25 protein-coding genes are annotated in these 24,560 nt (G+C 39.4%); 21 read left to right on the top strand and 4 right to left on the bottom strand.

Annotation, left to right across the window (positions count from 1 at the left end):
• Window positions 1-36: 36 nt before the first annotated feature.
• From kdpF to H3T55_RS13580, 9 genes are all read left to right on the top strand, one after another.
• On the top strand, window positions 37-117 hold the full coding sequence (gene kdpF / locus H3T55_RS16775; RefSeq protein ID WP_087642151.1) for a K(+)-transporting ATPase subunit F: 81 nt from the start codon (window positions 37-39) through the stop codon (window positions 115-117).
• On the top strand, window positions 114-1,796 hold the full coding sequence (gene kdpA / locus H3T55_RS13615; protein ID WP_225534810.1) for a potassium-transporting ATPase subunit KdpA: 1,683 nt from the start codon (window positions 114-116) through the stop codon (window positions 1,794-1,796). The genes kdpF and kdpA overlap by 4 nt, the downstream gene beginning before the upstream one ends.
• Window positions 1,797-1,815: 19 nt before the next feature.
• The gene (kdpB, locus tag H3T55_RS13610) at window positions 1,816-3,876 is read left to right on the top strand and encodes a potassium-transporting ATPase subunit KdpB (protein WP_225534811.1); all 2,061 of its coding nucleotides are present in this window, start codon (window positions 1,816-1,818) and stop codon (window positions 3,874-3,876) included.
• Window positions 3,877-3,909: 33 nt separating this feature from the next.
• A complete protein-coding gene (locus tag H3T55_RS13605) occupies window positions 3,910-4,440 on the top strand; it encodes a potassium-transporting ATPase subunit C (protein WP_225534812.1) in 531 nt (176 codons plus the stop codon).
• Between the two features lie 14 nt (window positions 4,441-4,454).
• The gene (locus H3T55_RS13600) at window positions 4,455-7,115 is read left to right on the top strand and encodes a DUF4118 domain-containing protein (protein WP_225534813.1); all 2,661 of its coding nucleotides are present in this window, start codon (window positions 4,455-4,457) and stop codon (window positions 7,113-7,115) included.
• Window positions 7,116-7,814: a response regulator gene (locus H3T55_RS13595; RefSeq protein WP_225534814.1), complete on the top strand. Its 699-nt coding sequence runs from the start codon at window positions 7,116-7,118 to the stop codon at window positions 7,812-7,814.
• Window positions 7,815-8,108: 294 nt separating this feature from the next.
• Complete coding sequence (locus H3T55_RS13590; protein ID WP_225534815.1) at window positions 8,109-8,789, top strand: ABC transporter ATP-binding protein; 681 nt, start codon at window positions 8,109-8,111, stop codon at window positions 8,787-8,789.
• On the top strand, window positions 8,790-10,073 hold the full coding sequence (locus tag H3T55_RS13585; RefSeq protein ID WP_225534816.1) for an ABC transporter permease: 1,284 nt from the start codon (window positions 8,790-8,792) through the stop codon (window positions 10,071-10,073).
• A gap of 151 nt (window positions 10,074-10,224) precedes the next feature.
• Entirely contained in the window at window positions 10,225-11,166 is a 942-nt protein-coding gene (locus tag H3T55_RS13580) for an NADP-dependent oxidoreductase (RefSeq protein ID WP_225534817.1), read from the top strand.
• 87 nt (window positions 11,167-11,253) lie between these two features.
• Here H3T55_RS13580 and H3T55_RS13575 read toward each other — a convergent pair whose 3' ends face one another.
• The gene (locus H3T55_RS13575) at window positions 11,254-12,150 is read right to left on the bottom strand and encodes a LysR family transcriptional regulator (RefSeq protein ID WP_225534818.1); all 897 of its coding nucleotides are present in this window, start codon (window positions 12,148-12,150) and stop codon (window positions 11,254-11,256) included.
• 167 nt (window positions 12,151-12,317) lie between these two features.
• On the opposite strand from H3T55_RS13575, the gene H3T55_RS13570 reads away from it, so the two are divergent.
• Genes H3T55_RS13570 through H3T55_RS13545 form a run of 6 tightly spaced genes read left to right on the top strand, consistent with a single transcriptional unit; the run spans window position 12,318 to window position 17,793 of the window.
• The gene (locus tag H3T55_RS13570) at window positions 12,318-13,001 is read left to right on the top strand and encodes a CoA transferase subunit A (RefSeq protein ID WP_225534819.1); all 684 of its coding nucleotides are present in this window, start codon (window positions 12,318-12,320) and stop codon (window positions 12,999-13,001) included.
• Window positions 12,985-13,626: a 3-oxoacid CoA-transferase subunit B gene (locus H3T55_RS13565; RefSeq protein ID WP_225534820.1), complete on the top strand. Its 642-nt coding sequence runs from the start codon at window positions 12,985-12,987 to the stop codon at window positions 13,624-13,626. Before H3T55_RS13570 ends, H3T55_RS13565 begins: the two co-directional genes overlap by 17 nt.
• Before the next feature lie 13 nt (window positions 13,627-13,639).
• Complete coding sequence (locus H3T55_RS13560; RefSeq protein ID WP_225534821.1) at window positions 13,640-14,830, top strand: acetyl-CoA C-acetyltransferase; 1,191 nt, start codon at window positions 13,640-13,642, stop codon at window positions 14,828-14,830.
• On the top strand, window positions 14,830-16,146 hold the full coding sequence (locus tag H3T55_RS13555) for a GntP family permease (protein WP_225534822.1): 1,317 nt from the start codon (window positions 14,830-14,832) through the stop codon (window positions 16,144-16,146). Before H3T55_RS13560 ends, H3T55_RS13555 begins: the two co-directional genes overlap by 1 nt.
• Window positions 16,147-16,176: 30 nt before the next feature.
• Complete coding sequence (locus tag H3T55_RS13550; protein WP_225534823.1) at window positions 16,177-16,947, top strand: cyclase family protein; 771 nt, start codon at window positions 16,177-16,179, stop codon at window positions 16,945-16,947.
• A 15-nt stretch (window positions 16,948-16,962) separates the two neighbouring features.
• The gene (locus tag H3T55_RS13545; RefSeq protein WP_225534824.1) at window positions 16,963-17,793 is read left to right on the top strand and encodes a 3-keto-5-aminohexanoate cleavage protein; all 831 of its coding nucleotides are present in this window, start codon (window positions 16,963-16,965) and stop codon (window positions 17,791-17,793) included.
• A 474-nt stretch (window positions 17,794-18,267) separates the two neighbouring features.
• Here H3T55_RS13545 and H3T55_RS13540 read toward each other — a convergent pair whose 3' ends face one another.
• Window positions 18,268-18,579 carry an ArsR/SmtB family transcription factor gene (locus tag H3T55_RS13540; protein WP_225534825.1) on the bottom strand — a complete coding sequence of 104 codons (312 nt, stop codon included), beginning with the start codon at window positions 18,577-18,579 and terminating at the stop codon, window positions 18,268-18,270.
• Window positions 18,580-18,681: 102 nt separating this feature from the next.
• Between H3T55_RS13540 and H3T55_RS13535 the strand changes: the two genes are divergently transcribed.
• The 6 genes from H3T55_RS13535 to H3T55_RS13510 all read left to right on the top strand — a co-directional run bounded on the left by H3T55_RS13535 (window position 18,682) and on the right by H3T55_RS13510 (window position 22,922).
• Entirely contained in the window at window positions 18,682-19,320 is a 639-nt protein-coding gene (locus H3T55_RS13535) for a nitroreductase family protein (protein WP_087642168.1), read from the top strand.
• A gap of 12 nt (window positions 19,321-19,332) precedes the next feature.
• On the top strand, window positions 19,333-19,698 hold the full coding sequence (locus H3T55_RS13530) for a DUF1304 domain-containing protein (protein WP_087642169.1): 366 nt from the start codon (window positions 19,333-19,335) through the stop codon (window positions 19,696-19,698).
• 165 nt (window positions 19,699-19,863) lie between these two features.
• Complete coding sequence (locus H3T55_RS13525; RefSeq protein WP_087642170.1) at window positions 19,864-20,460, top strand: nitroreductase family protein; 597 nt, start codon at window positions 19,864-19,866, stop codon at window positions 20,458-20,460.
• Window positions 20,461-20,494: 34 nt separating this feature from the next.
• Window positions 20,495-21,343 (top strand): VOC family protein, encoded by an 849-nt coding sequence (locus H3T55_RS13520; RefSeq protein ID WP_225534826.1) that lies wholly within the window; start codon window positions 20,495-20,497, stop codon window positions 21,341-21,343.
• A gap of 177 nt (window positions 21,344-21,520) precedes the next feature.
• A complete protein-coding gene (locus tag H3T55_RS13515; protein ID WP_225534827.1) occupies window positions 21,521-22,183 on the top strand; it encodes an ATP-binding cassette domain-containing protein in 663 nt (220 codons plus the stop codon).
• Window positions 22,164-22,922, top strand: a complete 759-nt coding sequence (locus tag H3T55_RS13510) for an ABC transporter permease (RefSeq protein ID WP_225534828.1) — start codon at window positions 22,164-22,166, stop codon at window positions 22,920-22,922. The genes H3T55_RS13515 and H3T55_RS13510 overlap by 20 nt, the downstream gene beginning before the upstream one ends.
• A gap of 54 nt (window positions 22,923-22,976) precedes the next feature.
• Here H3T55_RS13510 and H3T55_RS13505 read toward each other — a convergent pair whose 3' ends face one another.
• Window positions 22,977-23,666 (bottom strand): HAD family hydrolase, encoded by a 690-nt coding sequence (locus H3T55_RS13505; protein ID WP_225534829.1) that lies wholly within the window; start codon window positions 23,664-23,666, stop codon window positions 22,977-22,979.
• A gap of 17 nt (window positions 23,667-23,683) precedes the next feature.
• A complete protein-coding gene (locus tag H3T55_RS13500) occupies window positions 23,684-24,451 on the bottom strand; it encodes a DeoR/GlpR family DNA-binding transcription regulator (protein ID WP_225534830.1) in 768 nt (255 codons plus the stop codon).
• Window positions 24,452-24,560: the final 109 nt, after the last annotated feature.

The raw sequence follows: 24,560 nt of genomic DNA, 5'->3' as shown, positions 1-24,560 counted from the left end.
TATCATTTTTTTATCAAATGAAGGAGAGGAATTTTGATGACGATTATTTCTGGTATTATCGCAGCGTTATTGCTTATTTATTTATTTTACCAACTACTTTGGGGGGATCAACAGTGAGTACTATTTTGATACAGCAGTTCTTCTTTTTTATTGTGCTGATAGGGTTAGCGATTCCATTAGGTGTTTATATGAATAAGGTCATGACTGGACAGAAAACATTTATGACAAGGATACTTGCGCCAGTTGAGACAAAAATATATCAGTTTTTAGGCAGTCCGGCACAAAAAGCGATGACCGCAAAACAATACGGTGCAAGTGTCCTGTTTTTCAGTTTGTTCTCGTTTTTACTGCTGATGGGTATGCTTGTGACACAGGGATTTTTACCGCTAAATCCAGAGAAGATGCCAGGAATGAACGTATCCCTTGCTTTTAATACAGCGGCAAGCTTTGTAACAAATACGAACTGGCAGGCGTATGCAGGAGAAGAATCATTATCGATTTTTAGTCAGGCATTTGGCTTAACCGTTCAGAATTTTGTTTCTGCTGGTGTGGGAATTGCCGTTTTATTTGTTTTACTTCGTGGTTTTGTGAATCGGACAACGAAGCAGATTGGAAACTTCTGGCAAGATTTAACGAGAATCATTTTATATGTATTATTACCACTCTCTGTTATCGTATCGCTCCTTTTGATCTCTCAAGGTGTTGTTCAAACCTTTGCTGGATCGGTTGAAACAACGAGTTTAGAGCCTGGAGAAAAGATATTTTTACCGTTGGGAACTGTAGCCAGTCAAGTTGCGATCAAACAATTAGGAACAAATGGTGGCGGCTACTATGGTGGGAACTCTGCTTATCCTTTTGAAAACCCTAATTTGATCAGTAATTTTATTGAAAATATTTCTATTTTACTGATACCAGCTGCTTTGATCGTTGCTTTTGGATTATTCGTCAAGGATTGGAAACAAGGCAGAACGATCATGATCGTGTCTCTTGGTTTTTTGATCGCAGCTTTGATCGGTGTGACCTTGAGTGAATATTACGGACCGCAGTTTCAGCAAGTGATCGGTCAAATGAACCTTGAAGGAAAAGAAACACGTTTTGGTATTGGTTGGTCAAGTTTATGGGCTGTTAGTACGACTGCTGCGTCAAATGGTTCGGTCAATGCGATGCTAGACAGTTTCACACCGCTGGGCGGTTTGCTGCCGATGTTTTTGATGCAGCTTGGTGAAATCATCTTTGGCGGAGCTGGCAGTGGACTTTATGGCATGATCGTCTTTATTTTACTAGCCATTTTTATTGCAGGTTTATTGGTTGGACGAACACCCGAATATTTAGGGAAAAAAATCGAGCCTTTTGATATGAAAATGGTTTGCTTAGTGATTTTGACTCCGCTGTTATTGACCTTGATTGGAACAATGCTGTTTATTTTGAATCCTCAGGCAATGAGCTGGTTAGGCAATCAGGGCCCTCACGGATTTTCAGAGATCCTCTATGCCTTTTCTTCATTAGCAAATAATAACGGAAGTGCATTTGCCGGATTGACTGTAGATACGCCATTTATGAATTTGCTAGGTGGTGTGATCATGATCCTATCTCGTTTTATTCCTATGTTGGCAGTGATTTATTTGGCCTCTAATTTAGGGAAAAAGAAAATCGTTGCCACAGGATCAGGCTCATTATCAACAACGAATGCGACCTTTGTGACGATGCTGATCATCGTGATTTTAGTCGTAGGAGCACTAAGCTTTTTACCAGCAATGGCATTAGGTCCGATCGCTGAACATTTCATAACTAAATAAAGCAAAGAAGGGGAAAAAATTGAAAAAAACACAAAGTAAACGCACCGTCTATTTAGACGCTTTGCGGTCTTCCTTTAAAAAATTAGCTCCCGCTGTTCAAATAAAAAATCCTGTCATGTTGGTTGTTTACCTCGGCGCAATGCTAACGACCGTTCTTTATATTTTGACTTTTACAGGATACACAGACACAGAACCATTCTTTATTCTAGCGATCGCATTGATTTTATGGTTGACGATTTTATTTGCAAATTTTGCTGAAGCGATCGCAGAAGGAAGAGGCAAGGCTCAGGCAGAAAGTTTAAAGCAGGCAAAAAAAGATGTCATTGCGCATAAAGTTGCTTCAGTAGAAGACGCTGAGCTGAAAAAATTCAGCGAGGTCAAATCATCAGAGCTGAAAAAAGGCGACCTCGTTTACGTTTGCGCAAATGAACAAATTCCTATGGATGGCGATGTGATCGATGGAGCTGCCTCTGTTGATGAAAGTGCGATCACAGGAGAATCAGCACCAGTGATCAGAGAATCAGGAGGTGACCGAAGTGCAGTAACAGGAGGGACAACGGTCGTTTCTGACTATTTGGTGATCAAAGTAACAGCTGAAAATGGCGAATCTTTTTTAGATAAAATGATTTCTATGGTGGAAGGAACCGAACGTAAAAAGACACCAAATGAAATTGGTTTGCAAATCATTTTGATCATGTTGACGATTATTTTTCTTGTTGTTTCGGCTACTTTACTGCCATTTACTAAATTTTCCAGTGAATTGGTTGGAAATGGCTCTGCATTAGCATTGACTGTGATCATCGCATTATTGGTATGCTTGGCGCCGACAACGATCGGTGCATTAGTTTCTTCGATCGGGATCGCGGGCATGAGCCGTTTGAATAAAGAAAATGTGATCGCCATGAGCGGACGGGCAATCGAAGCGGCTGGAGATGTGGATATTTTATTACTAGATAAAACAGGAACGATCACCTTAGGGAATCGTCGCGCTAGTGAATTTATCCCTGTGGCAGGAGTGTCTGAATATGAACTGGCGGATGCAGCACAGCTTTCTTCTTTAGCAGATGAAACAGCCGAAGGGCGAAGCATCGTCATTTTAGCAAAGGAAAAATTTGATATCCGCGGACGTGAGCTTAATCATGTAGACGTTGAATTTATTGAATTTACCGCTAAGACTAGAATGAGCGGCATCGATTATCAAGGGGATGAAATCCGTAAAGGTGCGGCTGATACAATGAAAAATTATGTGGAAGAAAAAGGCAATCAATACCCTGAAGAATGTGATCAGATCGTCCAACGTGTAGCCAACGAAGGCGGAACACCGTTAGTTGTTGTTAAAAACAATCAAGTATTTGGCGTGATTTATTTGAAAGATATCGTCAAAAACGGAGTAAAAGAAAAATTTGATGATCTACGTAAAATGGGGATCAAAACGATCATGATCACAGGGGACAATCCGATGACTGCTGCAGCAATTGCTGCAGAAGCTGGTGTAGATGACTTTCTGGCAGAAGCAACACCGGAAAATAAGATGAGCTTGATCCGTGATTACCAAGAAAAAGGACACTTGGTTGCCATGACTGGAGATGGGACAAATGATGCACCGGCGCTTGCTCAAGCAGATGTTGCTGTTGCGATGAATACAGGGACGCAAGCGGCTAAAGAAGCCGGTAATATGATCGATCTGGATTCCAGTCCAACGAAATTGATCAGTATTGTTAAGATCGGTAAACAGCTGTTGATGACACGCGGTGCATTGACGACCTTTAGCATCGCCAATGATATCGCAAAATATTTCGCGATCATCCCTGTTTTATTTTTCAGTATTTATCCTTCTTTAGAAGCACTGAATATCATGAAACTGACAAATCCGACAACGGCTATTTTATCAGCGATCATCTATAATGCGTTTATCATTGTAGCGTTGATCCCTCTTGCATTGAAAGGCGTTCCGTATAAAGAAAAACCAGCCAGTCAAATACTGCGTCACAACTTGCTGGTATATGGTTTAGGCGGAGTAGTCGCGCCGTTTATTGCGATCAAATTGATCGACCTTTGTCTCACGTTTTTATTGTATTAGTTCGTAGTTTATATAAAGAGGAGAGAAAAAACAGTGAAAAAAACAATGATTGCCTCATTAAAGAGTCTCGTAGTATTCACCTTATTGTGCGGTGTGTTTTATACAGCAGCTGTCACTGCGGTCGGTCAAGTGCTTTTTTCATCTCAGGCTAACGGCAGTTTAGTAAAAACAGAAAAAGCAGGGGAAAAGCAGATCATCGGCTCCAAATTGATTGGACAAGCGTTTTCAGCAGATAAATATTTACATGGACGACCAACGACAGTCAGTCAGCTTTCGCCAGTTTCAAAAGAACAACAAAAATTGATTGATGAAAGAATTGAACAAGCAGATTCAAAAGAAGTACCGATCGAATTAGTCACCGCTTCAGCCAGTGGTGTTGATCCAGAAATCTCGCTCGATGCTGCAATGCTTCAGGTTTCACGAATCGCCTCAGCGAGAACGATGAAAAAAGAAGAGGTCCGTGATATAATCAAACAAAATATCACGGGGCTCAAAATCGGACCAGCAGACTCAAGACGGATCAATGTGTTAGGCGTCAATCAAATGCTGGATGAGGCTAAATAAAGGATGGTATCAACGTGACTGAGGGACGGTTAGATCCAGAATACTTATTAGAGAAATGGAAGAAAAACGAACAAAGCCTGAGGTCTGGTAGACTGAAGGTTTTCTTCGGTTATGCTGCAGGGGTAGGAAAAACTTATGCTATGCTGAAAGAAGCGCATGAGCAACAAGCAGAAGGAAAGACAGTCGTCGTGGGGTATGTAGAACCTCACGCTAGACCTGAGACAGAAGCCTTGGTCAAAGGGCTTCCCATTATGCCGACTAAAAAGTACACCTACAAAGGAATCACGATTCGAGAGTTTGATGTAGATGCTGCTCTAAAAGAAAAGCCGGATCTTATTTTAGTGGATGAATTGGCTCATACAAATGCTGTGGGCGCCCGCAACAAAAAAAGATATCAGGATATTGAAGAATTATTGAAAGCTGGAATCGATGTTTATACGACAGTGAATGTTCAGCATATCGAAAGCTTGAATGATATCGTTGAACAAGTAACAGGTGTTCATATTTCCGAAACAGTTCCAGATACTTTTTTTGAAGCAAGTGCTTTAAAAGTCGTTGATATTGAAACAGAAGAGCTTTTAGAGCGTTTAAAACAAGGGAAGATCTATCATTCAGAAAATGCCAAAAAAGCGATGGCGAACTTTTTTACCTCGGACAATCTCACACTGTTAAGAGGACTTGCCATACGTAAAGCCTCCGATCATATCAATACGACAAATCAACAGGAAACGCAAAAGAGTACAGGAATCCATTCTAAATTACTAACAGTTATTGATGAGAAAAATCCTGAAATGACAAAAAAATGTTTACGTTGGACCGCACGATTAGCACAAGCATTAGGAACTGAGTGGATCGCATTGGAAATTTTAGAAGATCTGTCTGAGCATTCTGAGTCAGAAAACGCAAAATTAGCAACGAAATTAGGCGGTGAAGTGGTCACTTTAGAAAGTGATAATCAAAGAGCTACGATCATCCAGTATGTCAAAATGCGCGGTGTCACGGATCTTGTGATGGGGAAAGTCATCAATCGCTCTCGTTTCATTCGCTTGTATCGGCCGGATCTAGAAGATGAGCTTGTTTCATTCATCCCAGATGTGGACATCCATTTAGTGCCTTATCAGTCAAATAAGTATCTTTTGAATAAGTATGCTGCAAAGAAAAAAAATCTGAATACCGTTTTCACTTGGAAAGATTTTTATATGACACTGGGGTTGTTGGCGATGGCGACTATTTTATCAGAATTAGGTTCGTACTTTCATATTGGCGACCAAAATCTGATTCTGATCTACATCTTATTTGTATTATTGGTAGCTAGAGCTACAACAGGTTATTTATGGACAGCGCTAGCATCGATTGCTAGTGTGCTGATGTTCAATTGGTTTTTTGTAGCGCCGCTTTATTCATTGACAGTCTATAAACAAGGCTACCCATTGACCCTCTTTTTTATGCTTTTGGTTGCTTTGTTAGTCAGTAATTTGATGATGCAGATCAAAAAACAGGCTTTTTATGCGATGAAACGTGAACATCAGTTGGAAATTTTATATGAGCTAAATAAAAAATACTTAGTAACTCATGATCAAAAAGAAATTCTAGCAACAACTGCCGACTATCTATCGAACATGCTGGATCGTGAAGTCGTGCTGTATGACGAACAGGAAGTCAAAGAACCAAATGGCGCACCGATCAAAGGGCCGTTAAGAAGTTTGGAAGAATTGGCAGTCGCAAATTGGGTCTTTGTCAATCAAAAGCAGGCTGGTTATGGAACAGATACATTGATGGGGGCTAAAGCACTCTATCTACCAGTATTATCAAATGGTGCTACCTTAGCTGTGATCGGTATTGAAAAAAGTAAAGAGAACCCGATCACGGATGAAATCATTAGTTTCCTAGAGTTGATCTCGACACAGTTGGCACTTGCCCTAGAACAAAATATACTCACCTCAGAGCGTCAGCAAATCTTATTTGAAAGTGAAAAAGAACGAATGCGTGGGAATTTATTGCGGGCGATCTCACATGATCTGCGTACACCGCTCACAGGGATTTCGGGCTCAGTTGAAGCTATTCTTGCAGAAGATAAAAGCACTTTACTGCCTACAGAAACGAAACAAAAACTACTGGTTGGGATCAAAGAGGATGCAGACTGGTTGATTCGTATGGTAGAAAATCTATTATCGATCACTCGGATCAATGAGGAAACTATGAAAGTCGCAAAACGTAAAGAAGCGGTTGAAGAAGTTGTTGCTTCAGCGATTCAGCGAATTAGAAAAAGCTATCCAACAAGTGAGATCAAGGTTTCTTTACCAGAAGAATTTATTTTAGTACCGATGGATTCTATTTTGATCGAACAAGTGCTTTTTAATTTGATGGAAAATGCTATTCGTCATTCCAATTGCCGATCAGCGATTTTTGTGACAGTCTCACTAGCTGAAAATGATGCTGTATTCGAAGTGGCAGATCAAGGACAGGGCTTAACTTCAGAACAGCTGAAAGGTCTATTCAGCGGAATGAGCCAGCAAAGTACACCCGTCGATTCAAAAAATGGCATGGGCATCGGATTATCCATTGTAAAAACGATCATCTTAGCACACGATGGGACACTAAACGCCGGCAATCGACCACAAGGGGGCGCATTCTTTATCTTTACACTCCCGCTGGAAAGAAAGGAGCAACTATAAATGGCAACGATTTTAATCATAGAAGATGATGATGTAATTGCAGAGTTTATGGGCGCCGTTTTAGAAAAAGAAAAACACACGATCTATATCGCACGCTCGGCTCTTGAAGGCTTGTCGACGTATCGAATGTGGCCTGTCGATTTGATTTTGCTGGACCTTGGCTTACCAGATCAAGATGGGATGGATGTATTGAAAAGTATTCGGGCAGCCTCCTCTATACCGATCATCATTATTTCAGCTCGGGATCATGAGGATCATAAGGTAGAAGCCTTAGATCTTGGAGCTGATGACTATATCACCAAGCCGTTTGGCACTCCTGAGCTTTTGGCTAGGATCAGAACAGCCTTGCGTCATGCGGCGGCTCATTCGAATACACAAGAAGTTAAACAAATCATAAATGGAGATTTGTGTATCGATATTGAACATCATCAAGTGACAAAACGAGGACAAATCATTCACTTGACGCCAAACGAATACAAGATCATCCAAGTCTTAGGTGAAAATATGGGAAAGGTTTTGACACACACCTATATTTCTCAAAAAGTTTGGGGACCATACAGCAATGAAAGTCAGACACTAAGAGTCAATATGTCGAATATTCGTAAAAAGATCGAAGAAAATCCAGTAGAACCGGAATATATTTTAACTGAGATAGGAATCGGCTACAGAATGTTGGAGACAAAAAAAGCGGTCGACTAAAAGAATATAAAAATCTAAGCCTTCAAAAAAGGTTGATGACCTGAAATGAGAATCGAAACACCATGTTATAAAATATTGAAAAAAGCAACACAGAGCAGTTACTTGACTTGTTTTGTGTTGTTTTTTCAATATCCACCTAAAGTCTATCTGTTTATAGGTCTAAGGTACCATGACAAGAAAAGTAACTTAGTTCAAAATAGTAAGGGTAGCAGGAGGTTGTATGTGGAAAAAGGGAAAACTGGAAAAGTCATCACTTACTAAATCAAGCAGTAAGTCAAAAAATGGAGGGATAAAATGTCTGTAATCGAAGCTAAAAACATAAAAAAAAGCTATGGACGAAACGAATCAAGATTCGATGCCTTAAAAGGTGTGGATCTATCAGTTGAAGAAGGCGAATCTGTAGCGATCATCGGGAAAAGTGGATCAGGAAAATCAACATTTATGCATATTCTTGCATTGTTGGATAAGCCAACATCCGGTGAAATTTTACTAAATAATCAAAATGTTACCAGCATCAGTAAAAAACAATTAGATAAAACAAGGAATGAACAATTCGGTTTTGTCTTCCAGCAATTCTTTATGAACCCTAAAGATACCGTTTTAAACAATGTGATGCTGCCGTTAAAAATCGGTGGGATTTCTAGTGGTAAGCGCAAGAAAATGGCGCTTGAGGCACTTAAAGCTGTTGATTTAGAAGATAAAATCAATAACAAAGCCAATAACTTATCTGGTGGACAAAAGCAACGTGTTTGTATTGCGCGTGCGTTAGTCAATAATCCGAAAATCATTTTTGCTGATGAACCAACGGGGAATCTGGATTCGGCGACAGGAGATAAAATCGAACAGCTTTTATTTGATCTGAATAAGAAAAAAGGCATCACGCTGATCATTGTAACGCATGACCCAGAACTTGCGGCCCGCTGTGATCGTCAGATCCATGTTCGTGACGGCTTGATCATAGGAGGAGATGAGTAGATGAAATTCAGCGATATTTTAAAATCAGCAAGTTCAAACTTAATGCGTAACAAAGGTCGGACGATTCTGACGATTGTTGCAATTTTTATTGGTGCTTTTACTATCTCATTGACAACAGGGGTCAATATTGGTGTGAATGACTATATCGATAAGCAAGTCGGCAGTGTCGGCGGAGAAAATCAGATTTTTGTTCAGCCGAAAATGGAGATGAACATGGGCAATAGCGATGAGCCTACAAAATATGATCCAGATAAAAAGACCAGCACAATGTCACAAATACAGGCAATGACAGAAAAAGATGTCGAAAAAATAAAAGAACTTAAAGGGATCAAATCTGTTGAACCGATGAAATCTGCAACGATCGATTATATCGAAGGTACAAACGGTGAAAAATATGTATTTTCTGCAAGTTCGACGATGGAAGATATGAATATCGATCTGGAAACGGGCAAAACTGTTTCTCAAGACAGCACAGCATTTGAAATCAATTTAGCACCTGAATATGTGAAATCACTTGGCTTCAAATCAAGTAAGGACGCAGTTGGTAAAACCGTGAAACTAGGAACAGCTCCAACGCTTGGCGGAGAAGAAAAAGTGGTTGAAGCAAAAATCGTTGGCGTTCGTAATACCAGCTTGATTCAAGGTGGTATGTCATTGATGAACCGCTCATTAGTAGATAAACTGGTCGAAATCAACGAAGAAGGTCTGCCGGAAAACATGCAAAACCAATATGGAATGGTCATTGCAGCTGCGGATAAAAATAGTACAAAAGAAGACATTACGGCAATTAAAGATCGTTTGGACAAAGCAGGTTATACTGGATCGACCGTGGAAGATGAAATCGGTATGATCAGAAATATCATCAATGCAATTACAGGAGTCTTAACAATGTTTGGGGCGATTGCATTATTAGCAGCAAGCTTTGGGATCATCAATACGTTGTACATGTCCGTTCAAGAGCGCACAAGAGAGATCGGCTTAATGAAAGCAATGGGATTAAGTAGTGGTAAAGTCTTTACGATTTTCAGTGTAGAAGCAGCGTTGATCGGATTCTTAGGCTCAGTATTAGGAATTTTAGGAGCAGTCGGTGTTGGCGCACTAGTGAACCAAATCGCGGCAGATTCATTCTTAGAAGCATTGACTGGATTTACACTGATCCAATTTTCAGCAGGGTCTTCACTCGTGATTATCTTAGTAATCATGGCAATTGCTTTCTTAGCAGGAACATTACCAGCAAGAAGAGCGGCCAAATTAGATCCAATCGAATCTTTACGTTATGAATAAAAATAAATAGAAAATCGATTGACAAAGCAAAGACAACAGCTCATTTTGCTTTGTCTTTTTTTTACTTTCTTTTAGTAAGCATATTAGTTACCTAAATAAACAAAAAGGAGTATACTAAGTTTACATTTTGTTGAAAAACGGAGGAACGATCATGAAAGCAGTAGTAATCAATCAATATGGCAGTAAGGATGTCTTAGAAGAACAAGAGGTTACCTTACCTGAATTAAAAGAACATCAAGTATTAGTAAAGGAATATGCAACGTCGATCAATCCGATCGACTGGAAACTTAGAGAAGGCTATTTGAAGCAAATGTTCGACTGGGAATTTCCAATTATTTTAGGCTGGGATGTTGCCGGTGTGATCACTGAGGTTGGAAGCCTTGTAACAGAGTGGAAAGTCGGCGATCAAGTTTTCGCTCGTCCTGAAACCACTCGTTTTGGCACTTATGCAGAAGAAACGATCGTCGATGATCATTTATTAGCAGCGATCCCTGAAAATATTAGCTTTGAAGAAGCTGCCGCTGTGCCATTAGCAGGGCTGACTGCTTGGCAAGCATTGTTCGATCATGGCGATCTTAAAAAAGGTGAAAAAGTCTTGATCCATGCGGGTGCAGGCGGCGTGGGAACTTATGCGATCCAATTAGCAAAAGAAGCAGGTGCCTATGTGATTACAACAGCTAGTGAAAAAAATCATGAGTTATTGAACAAATTAGGTGCAGATGAAGTGATCGATTATCATACAACAGATTTTACAGATGTTTTATCGGATATCGATTTAGTGTTTGATACGATGGGCGGCGACGTTCAAAAAAATAGTTTCAAGGTCTTAAAAGCTGATACTGGACGCTTGATTTCGATCGTTGGGATCGTAGACGAAGAACTTGCCAAAGAAAAAAATATTCTAGCGGAAGGTATTTGGCTACAACCAAACGGTGAGCAGTTGAGTAAAATCGCTGATTTAATGGCAAAAGGGAAAGTTACTTCTGTTGTTGGAGAGGTTTTCCCATTCTCAAGACAAGGTGTTTATGATGCACATGCTTTGAGCGAAACTCATCATGCGGTCGGAAAAATCGTAATAAAAATGGGTGAATAAAAAAGAAGAGACTGAGATTTCTGTCTATAATGATCAATAGAAGGTACCTTCTACTGATCATTATAGGATAGAGTTCGGTCTCTTTTTTTAATTATTCGGTTTAGAAAAATGTTCTAAGATACTTTTTAAAACAAATTTTTCGACATTTAAGTAATTTTTCTTTTTTGGACGACAGACAGTGACTTTCCAAGATAATGGATGTTGGATTCGAACAGCTTTGTAATCCCGTTCTTGAATGAAATCTTTGACAGGAGCTGGCAGAATAGTCAAAAACGCTGTATTAAAGGTCATTTTCAGCAGTAAATCCCACGCACCAGATTGGATTTTTATCATTGGCTTTAAATTTAGCTTGTCAAAATAACTCATGACCAAATGATGGATCATGAAGGTATCGTTGAATAATGCCAACGGCTCCTTTGCCAGTTGTTCCCAAGTGATCCATTCCTTTTCAGCATAGGCATTGTTGATACTCATAAATGCATATAGCTCATCTTCTACCAACGTATGTTCCTCGATATTCACTAATTCTGTCGGCTGCAGTAAAATAGCTAAATCGATTTCATTGACCAGCAGCATTTTTTTTAGCTCATACGCACCTTCTTCGACAATGTTTATTCTTATCTCAGGATGTTCTAGAATAAACTGAGATAAAAAATTCGCAAAAACCAGAGAAAGAATCAATGGCGGGATCCCGATCGTGATACTACCAGTCAAAAACTGATTTTTTTCTTCGAGCTGTTTCATCATTTCTTCATAAGAAGCAATGACTTCGATGGCTTGTTCGTAAAACGTTTCCCCAACAGCGGTTAAAGCGGAAAGTTTTCCTTGTTTGCGTATAAACAACTCGACATTTTCTTCTTCTTCAAACGTTTTGATCATCTTACTCAATGCAGGTTGGGAAAGGTGCATTTTTTTTGCCGCGGCAGATAAATTATTATCGGAATCGACGATCGTCACAAAATATTTTAATTGCTTGATATCCAAATGATTCTCCTCCTTTAGTAAATATTTCTTCCTATAAACTATTCTATACCTATAACTTTAACATATAGGTGTTATGAAAATAAAGTCTTAGACGAGAAAAAAAAGCATTGATATTATTAGTGTATAAGGAAATGCAACCGTTTTAATCAAAGGCGATGGAGGAAGTTATGAAAAGGATAAATCAAAAAGATCTAATAAATTTAATTCATACAGGAGAGACGATCATGATCGGCGGTTTCATGTCAGTGGGAACTCCGGACACAGCGATTCGAGCGATTTCTGAAAGTGAGCTGGAAGATTTAACGATCATTAGTAATGATACTGGTGTTTCTTCCGATGATCAAGATAGATTGGGGATTGGTCATTTATTGTTGCAGCATAAAGTTCGTAAAGTTATTGCCTCACATATTGGGATGAACGCTGAAACAGGTCGACAAATGATCAACAAAGAAATAGAGGTAGAATTGGTGCCGCAAGGAACATTAGCCGAAAAGATCCATGCTGGCGGTTCGGGGCTTGGCGGTTTCCTGACACCAACTGGACTAGGGACCATTGTAGAAGAAGGCAAAGAAATTATTTCTGTTGATGGGGAAAAATATCTTTTGGAAGCCCCATTGACGGCCGATGTTGCGTTGATCAAAGCATATAAAGCAGATTCTTTAGGAAATCTTGTTTACCAAAAAGCAGCACGTAATTTTAATCCAGTAATGGCATTAGCGGCAAAAACAGTGATCGTTGAAGTTGATGAACTGGTAGAAGTGGGGGAGCTTGATCCAGAAGAAATCGTGACACCATTTGTGGTTGTCGATAAAATCTTGGTGAAGGAGAAGAACAATGCGGGTAAAAGATAAAATTACAAAGCGGGTAGCGAAAGAACTAAGAGATGGTGATGTGGTCAATTTAGGTATCGGAATGCCGACATTAGTCGCAAATTACATCGATCCAAGCATTACTGTATTTTTACAATCTGAAAATGGGGTCGTTGGTATTGACAAACCTTTGGAAAATCAAATTGAGCCAACTTTAGTGAATGCCGGTGGTGCACCAGCAGGAATTATCAAAGGCGGAACATTTATTGATAGCCTGACTTCCTTTTCTCTTATTCGGGGAGGACATATCGATATCACCGTTTTAGGTGGGCTGCAAGTGGATCAAAATGGAAATTTAGCAAACTGGATGATTCCTGGTAAGCTGATTCCGGGAATGGGTGGAGCTATGGACCTTGTAGCGGGAGCCAAAAAAGTTATTATTGCGATGGAGCATATGACTAAAAATAAGGAACCAAAAATTTTAAAAGCATGTACATTACCGCTCACAGCCAGCGGTGCGGTTTCAATGATCGTCACAGAGCTGGCTGTCTTCAAATTTATTGAAAATCGCTTAACGCTTATTGAAATTTGTGAAGGAAGTAATTTAGAAGAAATCAAGGCTTCGACTGAAGCAGAGTTTGATATTCTTCCAGAACTATTGAATTAAAGGAGAGAGTAATATGAGAGAAGTAGTGGTTGTATCAGCGATGAGAACGCCGATCGGTACCTTTGGCGGTACACTAGCATCGTTTTCAGCCGTTGATTTAGGTGTGAAAGCTGTGGAAGGCTTGATCGTCAGAGCTGGCGTATCTAAAGAAATGATCGAAGAAGTCATCATCGGAAATGTCTTATCTGCTGGTAAAGGTCAAAATGTGGCTCGACAAGTTGCTGTAAACGCTGGATTACCATTTTCAGTACCAGCTTCCACTGTTGGGAATGTTTGCGGCTCAGGAATGAAGGCTGTTATCAATGGTGTGCAGGCAATTTTATCTGGGGATCGAGAGGTTGTTTTAGTTGGCGGAACAGAAAGTATGAGTCAGGCTGGATATGTTTCATCTGATAGTCGTTGGGGGATGAGAATGGGGCATAGTCAATTAACGGATACGATATTATCTGATGGATTAACAGATGCATTTTCCGGCATCCATATGGGAATCACAGCTGAGAATTTAGCAGAACGTTTTCATATCAGCCGTGAAGAACAGGATGCTTTTGCGTTGAACAGTCAGGAAAAGGCATTGAAAGCAATTGAAAATCATCAGTTTGAAGAAGAAATCGTACCGATCACTATACAGCAAAAGAAAAAAGCTCCCTTTGATATGACAACAGATGAAGGTCCTCGCACAGGCCTATCACTTGAAAAATTAGGCAATCTAAAAGCTGTCTTTAAGGCAGATGGCACTGTAACAGCCGGCAATGCTTCCGGTATCAATGATGGTGCAGCAATGCTGCTTTTGATGAGCAAAGAAAAAGCTGAGACGCTTGGCATTTCTTATATGGCAACAATCAAAAGCTATGCTTTTGAAGGAGTGGAACCTGATATTATGGGCTATGGTCCTGTTGTTTCAACGAGGAAAGCTCTTGATAAAATCGGCATGTGCATCAAGGAAATTGATTTAGTAGAATCGAATGAAGCTTTTGCGGCACAATCACTTACAGTTGCAGCAGAACTTGGTTTAGATTTAGAAAAAACAAATATCTATGGTGGGGCAATTGCATTAGGTCATCCTATTGGAGCCTCAGGTGCCCGGATTTTAACCACGCTGTTACACGGCTTGGAAGCGAATAAAGCGAAAACAGGTCTAGCCACATTATGTGTTGGCGGCGGCATGGGTGTATCGATGATCGTTGAACGAAAGGAGTCCAACTAATGGAAATTTTAGCGATTGCAGGGGTTGTTTTTGCGACAGGTCTAATTATTTACTTGTCATTGAAAGGCATCAATATTTTAGTTATTTCTCCGCTTTGTGCCTTACTTGTTATGCTGACGAATCAAATGCCGATCTTGGATAGCCTTTTAAAAGGACCAAACTCATATATGGGTGGGTTATCAGGATTTGTTTCCTCATTCTTTATTATTTTTCTACTAGGGTCTGTGTTAGCGAAATATATTGAAGAAAGCGGTGCAGCTAATTCGATTGCAAATGGTATTTTGAAATTGACTGGGACGGAAAAACCTTATTCTGTTTTGGTGGCGATTTTTCTAATGAGCCTATTATTGACCTATGGTGGTGTGAGCTTATTCGTTGTTCTATTTGCGGTCGTTCCTTTGGCAAGAAATCTATTTGAAAAATTGAATATTCCTTGGCGTCTGATCATCACACCTTATTTTTTAGGGGTTGCAACTGTAACGATGACGATGATGCCGGGAACACCTGCTATTCAAAATGTCATCCCAACGATGACTTTAGGTACTACTTTGACAGCAGCTCCTATCCTTGGCATTGTTGCCTCGATCGTAGTGACGATCTGGGGATTATGGTGTATGAAAAGAGAACTTAAAACAGCATTGAATAATGGTGAGACCTTCGATGAAAAGTATGCGAAAAAAGAAGACGTAAAAACAGAAGGAAAACAACCGAGCTTGATCATAAGTCTTTTGCCGTTGGTAACATTGATCATTATTATTTTTGTCGGCAGCTTTTTTAAAGTCAGCAACATTATCATTCCAGCACTTACGGTATCGATCATTCTTTCAGCTGCTGTATTCCATCCCTACATTGAAAGCCATAAACAAGTTCTAAATCTGGGGGCAACAGGAGCGATTTCACCAACGATTTTTTCTGCTTCGGCTGTTGGTTTTGGTTCTGTAGTAGCATCAGCAGCAGGGTTTCAAACGATTTTAGCGGGCATTCAAAGCATTCCTGGAAATCCGTTGATCAGTTTATCGATTTTGACAGGCGCCATGGCAGGTGTAACTGGTTCATCTTCTGGTGCGCTAGGGATCGTAATGAACAATTTTGTCCAGCCTTATGTCGATATGGGGATCGACCCAGCGATCATCCATCGAATGTCAGCGATTGCTTCAGGTGTATTGACTTGTCTGCCTCAATGCGGCGCTTTACTGTCGATGTATGCATTGACGGGATTGACACATAAAGAAACGTACAAAAATTTGTTTATATCTGTTGTAGTAGGAAGTTTCATCGCGTTTATCGCAGCATTACTTTTAGCTGTTTTATTTTAAAGAGAATAACTTATTTAGGAGGAAAGAAATATGAAATTTGTCGACTTGAGTACAACGATTGAAAGTGGTTTGCCGTCTGATCCTGTGGGAATGATTCCAGAGATCAAATATAAGGATCATAAAGACAGCATCGAGTACATGTTGAGTTTTTTTGGAACGGCTACACCTGAAGATTTGCCGGATGGCTTGGCTTGGGCTTTGGAAGATGTGACATTGACTACTCATGCAGGCACACATTTAGATGCACCTTATCATTACCATCCAACAATGAATAATGGTGAACGTGCATGGACGATCGATGAAGTACCGCTTGAATGGTGCTATGGTGATGGTGTAGTCGTTGATTTTACACATAAACCAGATGGTTCTGCTGCAACGATCGAAGATTTTGAAAAAGAATTTGAACGCTTAAACTATAACTTGAAGCCAGGCGATATCGTCTTGGTAAATACTGGAGCCTCTAAAAAATGGGGATCGATCGAGTATCTTTCAGCCGGTTGCGGAATGGGCAGAGAGGTTACGTTATGGCTGATCGAACAAGGCATCCATGTGATGGGAACAGATGCATGGAGCTGGGATCGCCCGCTTAAAATCGTCGGCAAAGAATTTGATGAAACTGGCGACAAAAGTATCATTTGGGAAGGTCATTTTGCCGGAATCGAAAAAGCATACTGCCACATCGAAAAATTAGCGAATCTGGATCAAGTGCCTGCAACAGGATTCAAATTCAGTTGTTTTCCTGTAAAATTAAAAGCAGCAAGCGGCGGCTGGATCAGAGCTGTTGCTATGATCGACGAATAGAAAGGTCTGATAAAATTGAAAAACAAAGTAATCATCACCGTTGCGACAACAGGCGGTTATACGACGAAGGAACATAATCCGAATGTCCCTCTAACACCAGTTGAGATCGCTGATGAGGTGTACAAATGCTATCAAGCAGGTGCGGCGATCGCCCACATCCATGTAAGAGATGAAGCTGGAAATCCAACGATGGATTTTGAGAAATTTAAAGAAACAGTGGAATTGATTCGGTCAAAATGTGATATCGTCATCAACATTACTACATCTGGTGGAACTGGCTTCAATGATGATGAGCGAATGAAACCATTTGTAGAGCTGCTTCCGGAAATCGCTAGTTATGACTGCGGTACGATGAACTGGCAGCATACGACAGTATTTGAAAATAATCCTCTGTTTTTAGAAAAATTAGGGAAGAAAATGCAGGAAGTCAATGTGAAACCAGAGATTGAAGTTTTTGATCCAGGGATGTTGTACAACGCGCTGTATTATGCTAAAAAAGGTATTTTAAAAGAGCCGCTGCATTTTCAGTTTGTATTAGGTGCACCAGGCGGTATTGCGGCAACAGTTGAAAATTTAGTTTATCTAAAAAGCTTACTTCCTGAAAATGCGACATGGAGTGCTTTTGGGATCGGTAAAGAAAGTACACCTATCCTGATGACGACATTGGCGCTCGGCGGTCATGTTCGGGTTGGAATGGAAGACAATAGCTACTTGTTTAAAGGTCAGTTAGCTGAATCGAATGTTGACTTTGTGGAACGTTCAAAAACCTTGATCAAAGAATTAGGGAAAGAACCGGCAACGCCGGAAGAAGCGAGAACTATCCTAGGGCTTACGAAAAAAGTATAGCCAGAAGAGGCTGAGACAAAAGTGTTTAGCTCTGAGAACCAAGTCCTTCAATTCTTAGGATCTTTGATCCTTAGAGATTGATGAGATCGAAACGAAGTGTAGTAGGTACTGTGCAACACTGTTTATCTGCGACGAGTCTTTGACGAGAAAGCATCAACTCATTCTTCGTTGTGTTTTACAGCAATAAGAAGGAATTCACGAAAATGACAAGAAACACGAAAGTGTACCTTTCGATGTTGAATGATTCCTACTTGGTGCTTTTCAAATTTTTGTGAGTTTTGGCTTATTTACAAAGCCTTAAACTCTTAGTGCTTTAGCACTTAGAATGTTGCTAGCTTCACTTTGTTCTTTGAACAATAGTGAAACTGTATGCGTTAGCTGATGTGATCGAAGCGTAGTAGCCGCTTTTTTCTCACCGTTTATTTGAATTTAGAGAGCGAAACAAAACTGATTTTTAGTTTTGTTTCGCTCTCTTTAACCGTTCTGTTTTTTTGCTCTATGGCGAATAAGTTCAATCAGACCAGGTAATTCTCGTTCGATATACGTCTGATTCAATGCATATTTTTTAGTGGTGCCTACTTTGTTTTCACGAATCAACTGGGCATCTTTCAACAACTTTACATGATGGGAAAGTGTAGATTTAACAATATTGTAGGTTTCTGAGGTAATTCGTTTCTCGCCATCCATCAGTAAACAAGTCAAAATATTCAAGCGGATCGGATCACTAACGGCCTGAAGAGCGAGTAAAACAGGGTCATTTTTATTGGAATCATATTTACTATTCATAGGATGAGTATACCACAAACCTTCTACTTTACATATTACTTAGACAGTGCTATATTTTAATAGTTCGAATATTTTCGAACAAAAAAGGAAATGAGGGATATTATGCAAAACACATATAAAGAAAACGACTTTTCAAAAATATTAAAAGGCCGGAGATCTGTTCGCAACTATGATCCAGCGGTTAAAATTTCTAAAGAAGAAATGGAACAAATCATCAATGATACTGTTACAGCCCCATCATCGATCAACATGCAGCCGTGGCGTTTTGTTGTAGTGAGCAGTGATGAAGGGAAAGAAACCTTGGCTCCTTTAGTTCATTTCAATAAACTGCAAAATGAAACATCAGCGGCAATGGTCGTGATTTTTGGTGACCTGGATAATTTTGCACAGGCAGAAAAAATTTATGGTACGGCGGTCGAACAAAACCTGATGCCTCAAGATGTAAAAGAACGACAACTGGAAATGTTTAGTCCGTTGATGGAAAAAATGCCTTTGGACGTGAAAAAAGAAACGGTTTTGATCGATGGTTCATTAGCTGCTATGAATCTGATGCTTGTTGCGCGCGCGTATGGCTATGATACGAATCCGATCGGCGGCTTTGACCGTGAAAAAATCACTGAAGCATTACAGTTGGACCCAGAACAATACTATCCTATAATGATCGTATCGATTGGAAAAGCCAAAGAAGCAGGCTATCCTTCTTATCGTTTACCAGCAGAAGATATTACTTTTTGGAGATAGGAGAAACCTACAATGCAGATGATTCCTTTAGTTTTAGCAGTGATTGTTGCACTTGAACATTATTACATTTTATATTTAGAGATGTTTCAGACAACGTCAACGAAAGCGCAACAGGCCTTCGGTTTAGATAAAGAATTTTTATCAGATGAACGCGTACAGACCTTATTTAAGAATCAAGGATTGTATAATGGATTTTTAGCGACGGGTATTTTATGGGGCGCATTTTTCGCGTCCAATTCTTGGGCAGTCGTAACCTTTTTTATTAGCTGTGTGGTGGTGGCAGCTGTATATGGCGGACTCACCTCGTCAAAATCGATTCTTTTAAAACAAGGTGTGCCGGCAATTATTACGTTAGTGACGTTGATTATATTTAGATAGAAAAGACAAAAAGCTTGCAACAAGGATCTTATGGTTGCAGGCTTTTCTTTTCATTTTCAAAAAAACTTATAAAAAGTAAGTCAAAACTATTTACTTACTTTTAGTAAGGGTATATACTGTGTAAGTAATCTAAAAACTATTTGAAATCGAAAAGGAGAAATACCCATGACAGAATTTATTCAAGCATTAAAAAAACGCCGCTCAATCTACGCTTTAGGAACAAACGTAACGAAATCAAATGAAGAGATCGAAGCGTTAGTTAAAGAAGTTGTAAGAGAAAGCCCATCTTCATTCAACTCACAAACTCAACGTGTTGTTTTCTTATTTGGAGACGCACATAAAAAATTATGGTCAATCACTGAAGAAGCATTGAAACCTCTAACACCAGCAGAAGCTTTCCCGAATACTCAAGCAAAATTACAAAGCTTTGCAGCAGGTAAAGGAACGATTTTATTCTTCGAAGATCAAGACGTAGTGAAATCTTTACAAGAACAATTTGAATTATATGCAGAAAACTTCCCAATCTGGTCAGAACAAGCAAGTGGTTTGACACAAGCAAACGTTTGGACTGCATTAGCTCAAGAAAATATTGGTGCAAACCTACAACACTACAATCCAGTGATCGATGAAGCTGTTGCTAAAGAATGGTCGATTCCAAGTAACTGGAAATTAAGAGGACAATTAGTCTTTGGTTCGATCGAAGAAGCAGCCGGTTCAAAAGAATACATGGAAGACAGCGCTCGCTTTAAAACATTCGGTTAAAAAAAGTTCAAGCTGGGAGAAAGAAGGGATCACGATGTTTCAATTATCTGCTGAGACACATCCAAGTCAAGTTGTTTTAAAAGTAAAAAATCTAGAGAAAATGGTTGCGTTTTACACTGAAATCGTTGGACTGATGTTTGTTAAGTCAGAAGCACAAACGGCTTATCTAAGTGCTCAAGGAACTCCTGAAAAAATTATTTTAGTAGTAAAACAACTACCAGAACCTCAAGAAACGATAAAGACGGCAGGATTGTATCACATCGCCTTTTTACTTCCAACAAGAAAAGACTTAGGCAATACGCTGTTATGGTTATTGCAAAACAATATCGAAATTGGTGCTGGCGAGCATGGCTATAGTGAAGCACTCTATTTTTCAGACCCAGAAGGAAATGGGATCGAAATTTATCGTGATCGTCCAATGGAAGACTGGGATATCCGAGAAAACGGTGAAATCGTCGGCGTCACAGAAGAACTTGATGCAGATGGGATTATTGCTGAGGCTGATAGAACTTGGCGTGGAATGCCTTTGGGATCAAAAATTGGGCATATTCATTTGAGTGTTTCTGACATAGAAAAGTCAGGGGCGTTTATGGAGAATATCGGCTTTTCGCTAAAATACAATTTTGGGCGTCAGGCGAAGTTTTTTGCGGCTGGTAATTACCATCATCATATTGGCATGAATGTTTGGGAAAGCCGTGATCTGCCGAAAATGCAGCCGGAACAATTTGGTTTAGAATCCTATACATTTTCATTGCCAAATAAAGAAGCTTATGAGCAATTACAAAAGCATTTGCAGGAACAAGCAATTGCTCATGAAAAAAATGATACTGCGTTGATCGTGCCAGATCCAAATGGAACAGCACTGATTTTTACGTATAATTAACATCATTTCAAAAAAACTAAGTGAAGACGAAGCAACGAGTAAAACTCTACGAGCGATCAAAGAGGATTATTGGTTGTTTCGTTTTTTTTGTTTGATCAAATTAACTATTGAGTCAAAATGCACTGGACGGTAAGATAGAAGATGATATTAGTAAAATAGGATAGGAGTAGATAAAACGTGGAGCCGATCTTAACAACAGAATCTCTTTTTTATGAATCTGATCAGCGGATGATCCTTCAGGATATTTCGATCATGATTGAAACAGGCAGTCATGTGACGATCACAGGACCCTCAGGCAGTGGGAAAAGTACCTTATTAAAACTTTTGGCATCACTGCTGACGCCGACGAAAGGAAAAATCATTTTTGAAGGAGCAGACAGTTCGACTTTGCCGATCGAAGAATATCGTATGGCAGTCTCTTATTGTTTTCAACAACCATCATTATTTGGTGATACGGTAAAGGACAATTTTTTATTTCCTTATCAAATTCGTAAGAAGTCATTTGATGAAAAACATGCGATAGAGCTTTTGGATGATATGCAATTGAAACCAGATTATTTGAATAAGCCGATCAAAGAACTATCAGGTGGAGAGAAACAACGCGTGGCATTGATTCGAAATGTGCTTTTTTTACCAAAAGTTTTATTACTCGATGAAGTGACAGCGGGGTTGGATCAACAGAGCAAAGAAATCGTCAATCAGTGGCTGACGGCACTGAACCGTGAACGAAAAGTGACGTTGATCCGGGTCACTCATGATAATCAGGAAATAGCAAATGCGCAAAAGCTGATCCAAATCAAAGAGGGGCAGGTAGTGGAAAATGAATCTAGCAGTAAATAATTTGTCGTTGACATTAGCGGCAGTTCTTGTACTTGTTTCGATCGTTATTAGCTATAAAGAAAAACTTGGATTTACGAAGGATATTTTGATCAGTGTATTTCGGGCGATCATTCAATTAGTGATCGTTGGTTATTTACTTAAATATATTTTTCAAGTCAACAATGTTTTTTTGACGTTGGCAATGACCGCAATTATTATCATCAATGCTTCTTTGAATGCTAAAAAACGTAATGGGCATTTAAAAAAAGGTTTTTGGATTTCATTGATCGCCATAGCTTCGAGTACGATCGTAACGATCGGTGTTTTGATTTTATCAGGTGCGATTCGCTTCATCCCTTCCCAAATCGTACCGATCAGCGGAATGATCGCTAGTAACTCGATGATTGCGATAGGTTTGTGCTATAGAAGCTTGGATCGTCTATTTCATGATCAAAGACAGGCCGTTCTAGAAAAACTTGCGTTAGGTGCTTCGATCAAATTAGCATCTATTACGATCGTCAAAGAAAGTATCCGTACGGGGATGGCACCGACCATCGATTCAGCTAAAACAGTGGGAATCGTTAGTCTGCCGGGAATGATGTCTGGGTTGATTTTTGCAGGTGTCGATCCAGTACATGCGATTAAATATCAAATCATGGTGACCTTTATGTTGCTGTCTGCAACAAGTATTGGTTCAGTGATTGCAACTTATCTGGCGTATAAAGAATATTATAATGAGCGAAAACAATTGATCGTTTAAAAAAGAGGAACACTGTTGGGGCAGCTTCCCCACAGTGTTCCTCTTTTTCATGAATCAAACTATTGTTTCTCTAGCGATGAAAGTCTCGAAAAAGTTTTCAAAATTTTTGATCAGACCGTTCGTATCTAGTCCTGCTTCTTTGAATAACAGGCCATTTTTCTCGAAAGGATCAATGGCAATGATAGTTCCGATCCCTGCGTTTTTTGCAGCAGTCAAACCAGAGAAGGCATCTTCGATCACAAGGCATTGTGTTGGAGGAAGTGTTAATTTTTTTGCGGCAAGGATAAAAATATCTGGTGCAGGTTTTCCAGGAAATGTTCCATTATCATAAACCACAGTTGTAGGATCGAACCATTTCTCTAAATGAAAAATATCAAAGTAAAAATCTAGATTTTCCTTTGTTGTTGCTGTAGCTATGGTCATTGGAACAGCAGCCTTTTTCAATCGATCAAGTGTTGTGGTCAAACCTGCTGTCAATTCTAGTTGTTCAGGATTTTTTAAACACATTTCTCGATAAAGTGCTTCTTTCTCGTAAGAAAGCTGTTCGATTTGCTCTTGATTTAGCTTGTTTGAAATGAAATGAGTCAAGATTTCATTGTTTGTACGTCCATGAATATTCAGTAAGATATCATCTTCTGTAAGATCTGCTGAGGAATATTTTTTGATCATGTGAAGCCAAGCCTCCTCATGAAGATGAGAATCTAAAAACATTGTTCCATTAAAGTCAAAAATAATTCCATTCACTTTGATCACTCCTTTTATCACTCTGTTTTTTTAGCGATTTTTACTGCTACATACTGTTCATAGTGCTGCTGTACATCTTCAATGACGGCATCATCAGTAATCAAATAATCCATATCATGCAGATTATAGAAAACATAAAAATCATCACGGTTCAGCTTTTGATGGTCGGCTAAAATGAATTTTGTCCGTGAGTTGTTCAAAGCGATTTTCTGGGCCTCTCCTTCTTCGATGTTATAGGTGGAGATTGCTTCATTATGAATACCGTTTGCGCTAATAAATGCTTTAGTAAACTTCAATTTTTTTAATGTATCATTTACGATCGGTCCAACAAAAGCCCCTGTATTTTGACGATAATCGCCACCAACTAAAAGAATGTCTGCAATTTCATGTTGCGCTAGAATATCAAAAACAGGGTAATTATTTGTGATGATCCGTATTCGTTTTGTTGATAGCAATGAAGCTAAAAGCTCCATTGTTGTTCCGGGTCCTAAGAAAACTGTATCTCCATCTTGAATAAAAGATGCTGCTAGTTTGGCAATCTGCTTTTTTTCTTCTATCTGAACAGCTTTTTTTTCATTATGAGAAAGCTCTTTATCGATAGAATAGGATAAGCTTTGGGCACCGCCATGGATCCTTAGTATTTTTCCTGCTTTATCCAGCTCATCAAGATCTCTTCTGACTGTCATATCTGATACAGACAACGCCTGAATAATTTCATTGACAGTAATGATCCCTTGGGCATTTGCCATTTCGATGATTTTGAGTAAACGCTCTCTTTTTAACATCTTGATTGTTCCTTTCACTTATTTTACAAACAATTTAACATAAAAAAACACACAAGTCAAAATAAAACGAACAAAAACAAACAATTATGGGTTGAAGAAAAAAGATAAG

Source organism: Enterococcus sp. S22(2020), from assembly GCF_020295385.1.
Classification (GTDB): Bacteria; Bacillota; Bacilli; order Lactobacillales; family Enterococcaceae; genus Enterococcus_L; species Enterococcus_L dunnyi.
The sequence above is the reverse complement of the archived record's forward strand: the minus strand, read 5'-3'. Positions and strand labels throughout refer to the sequence as shown.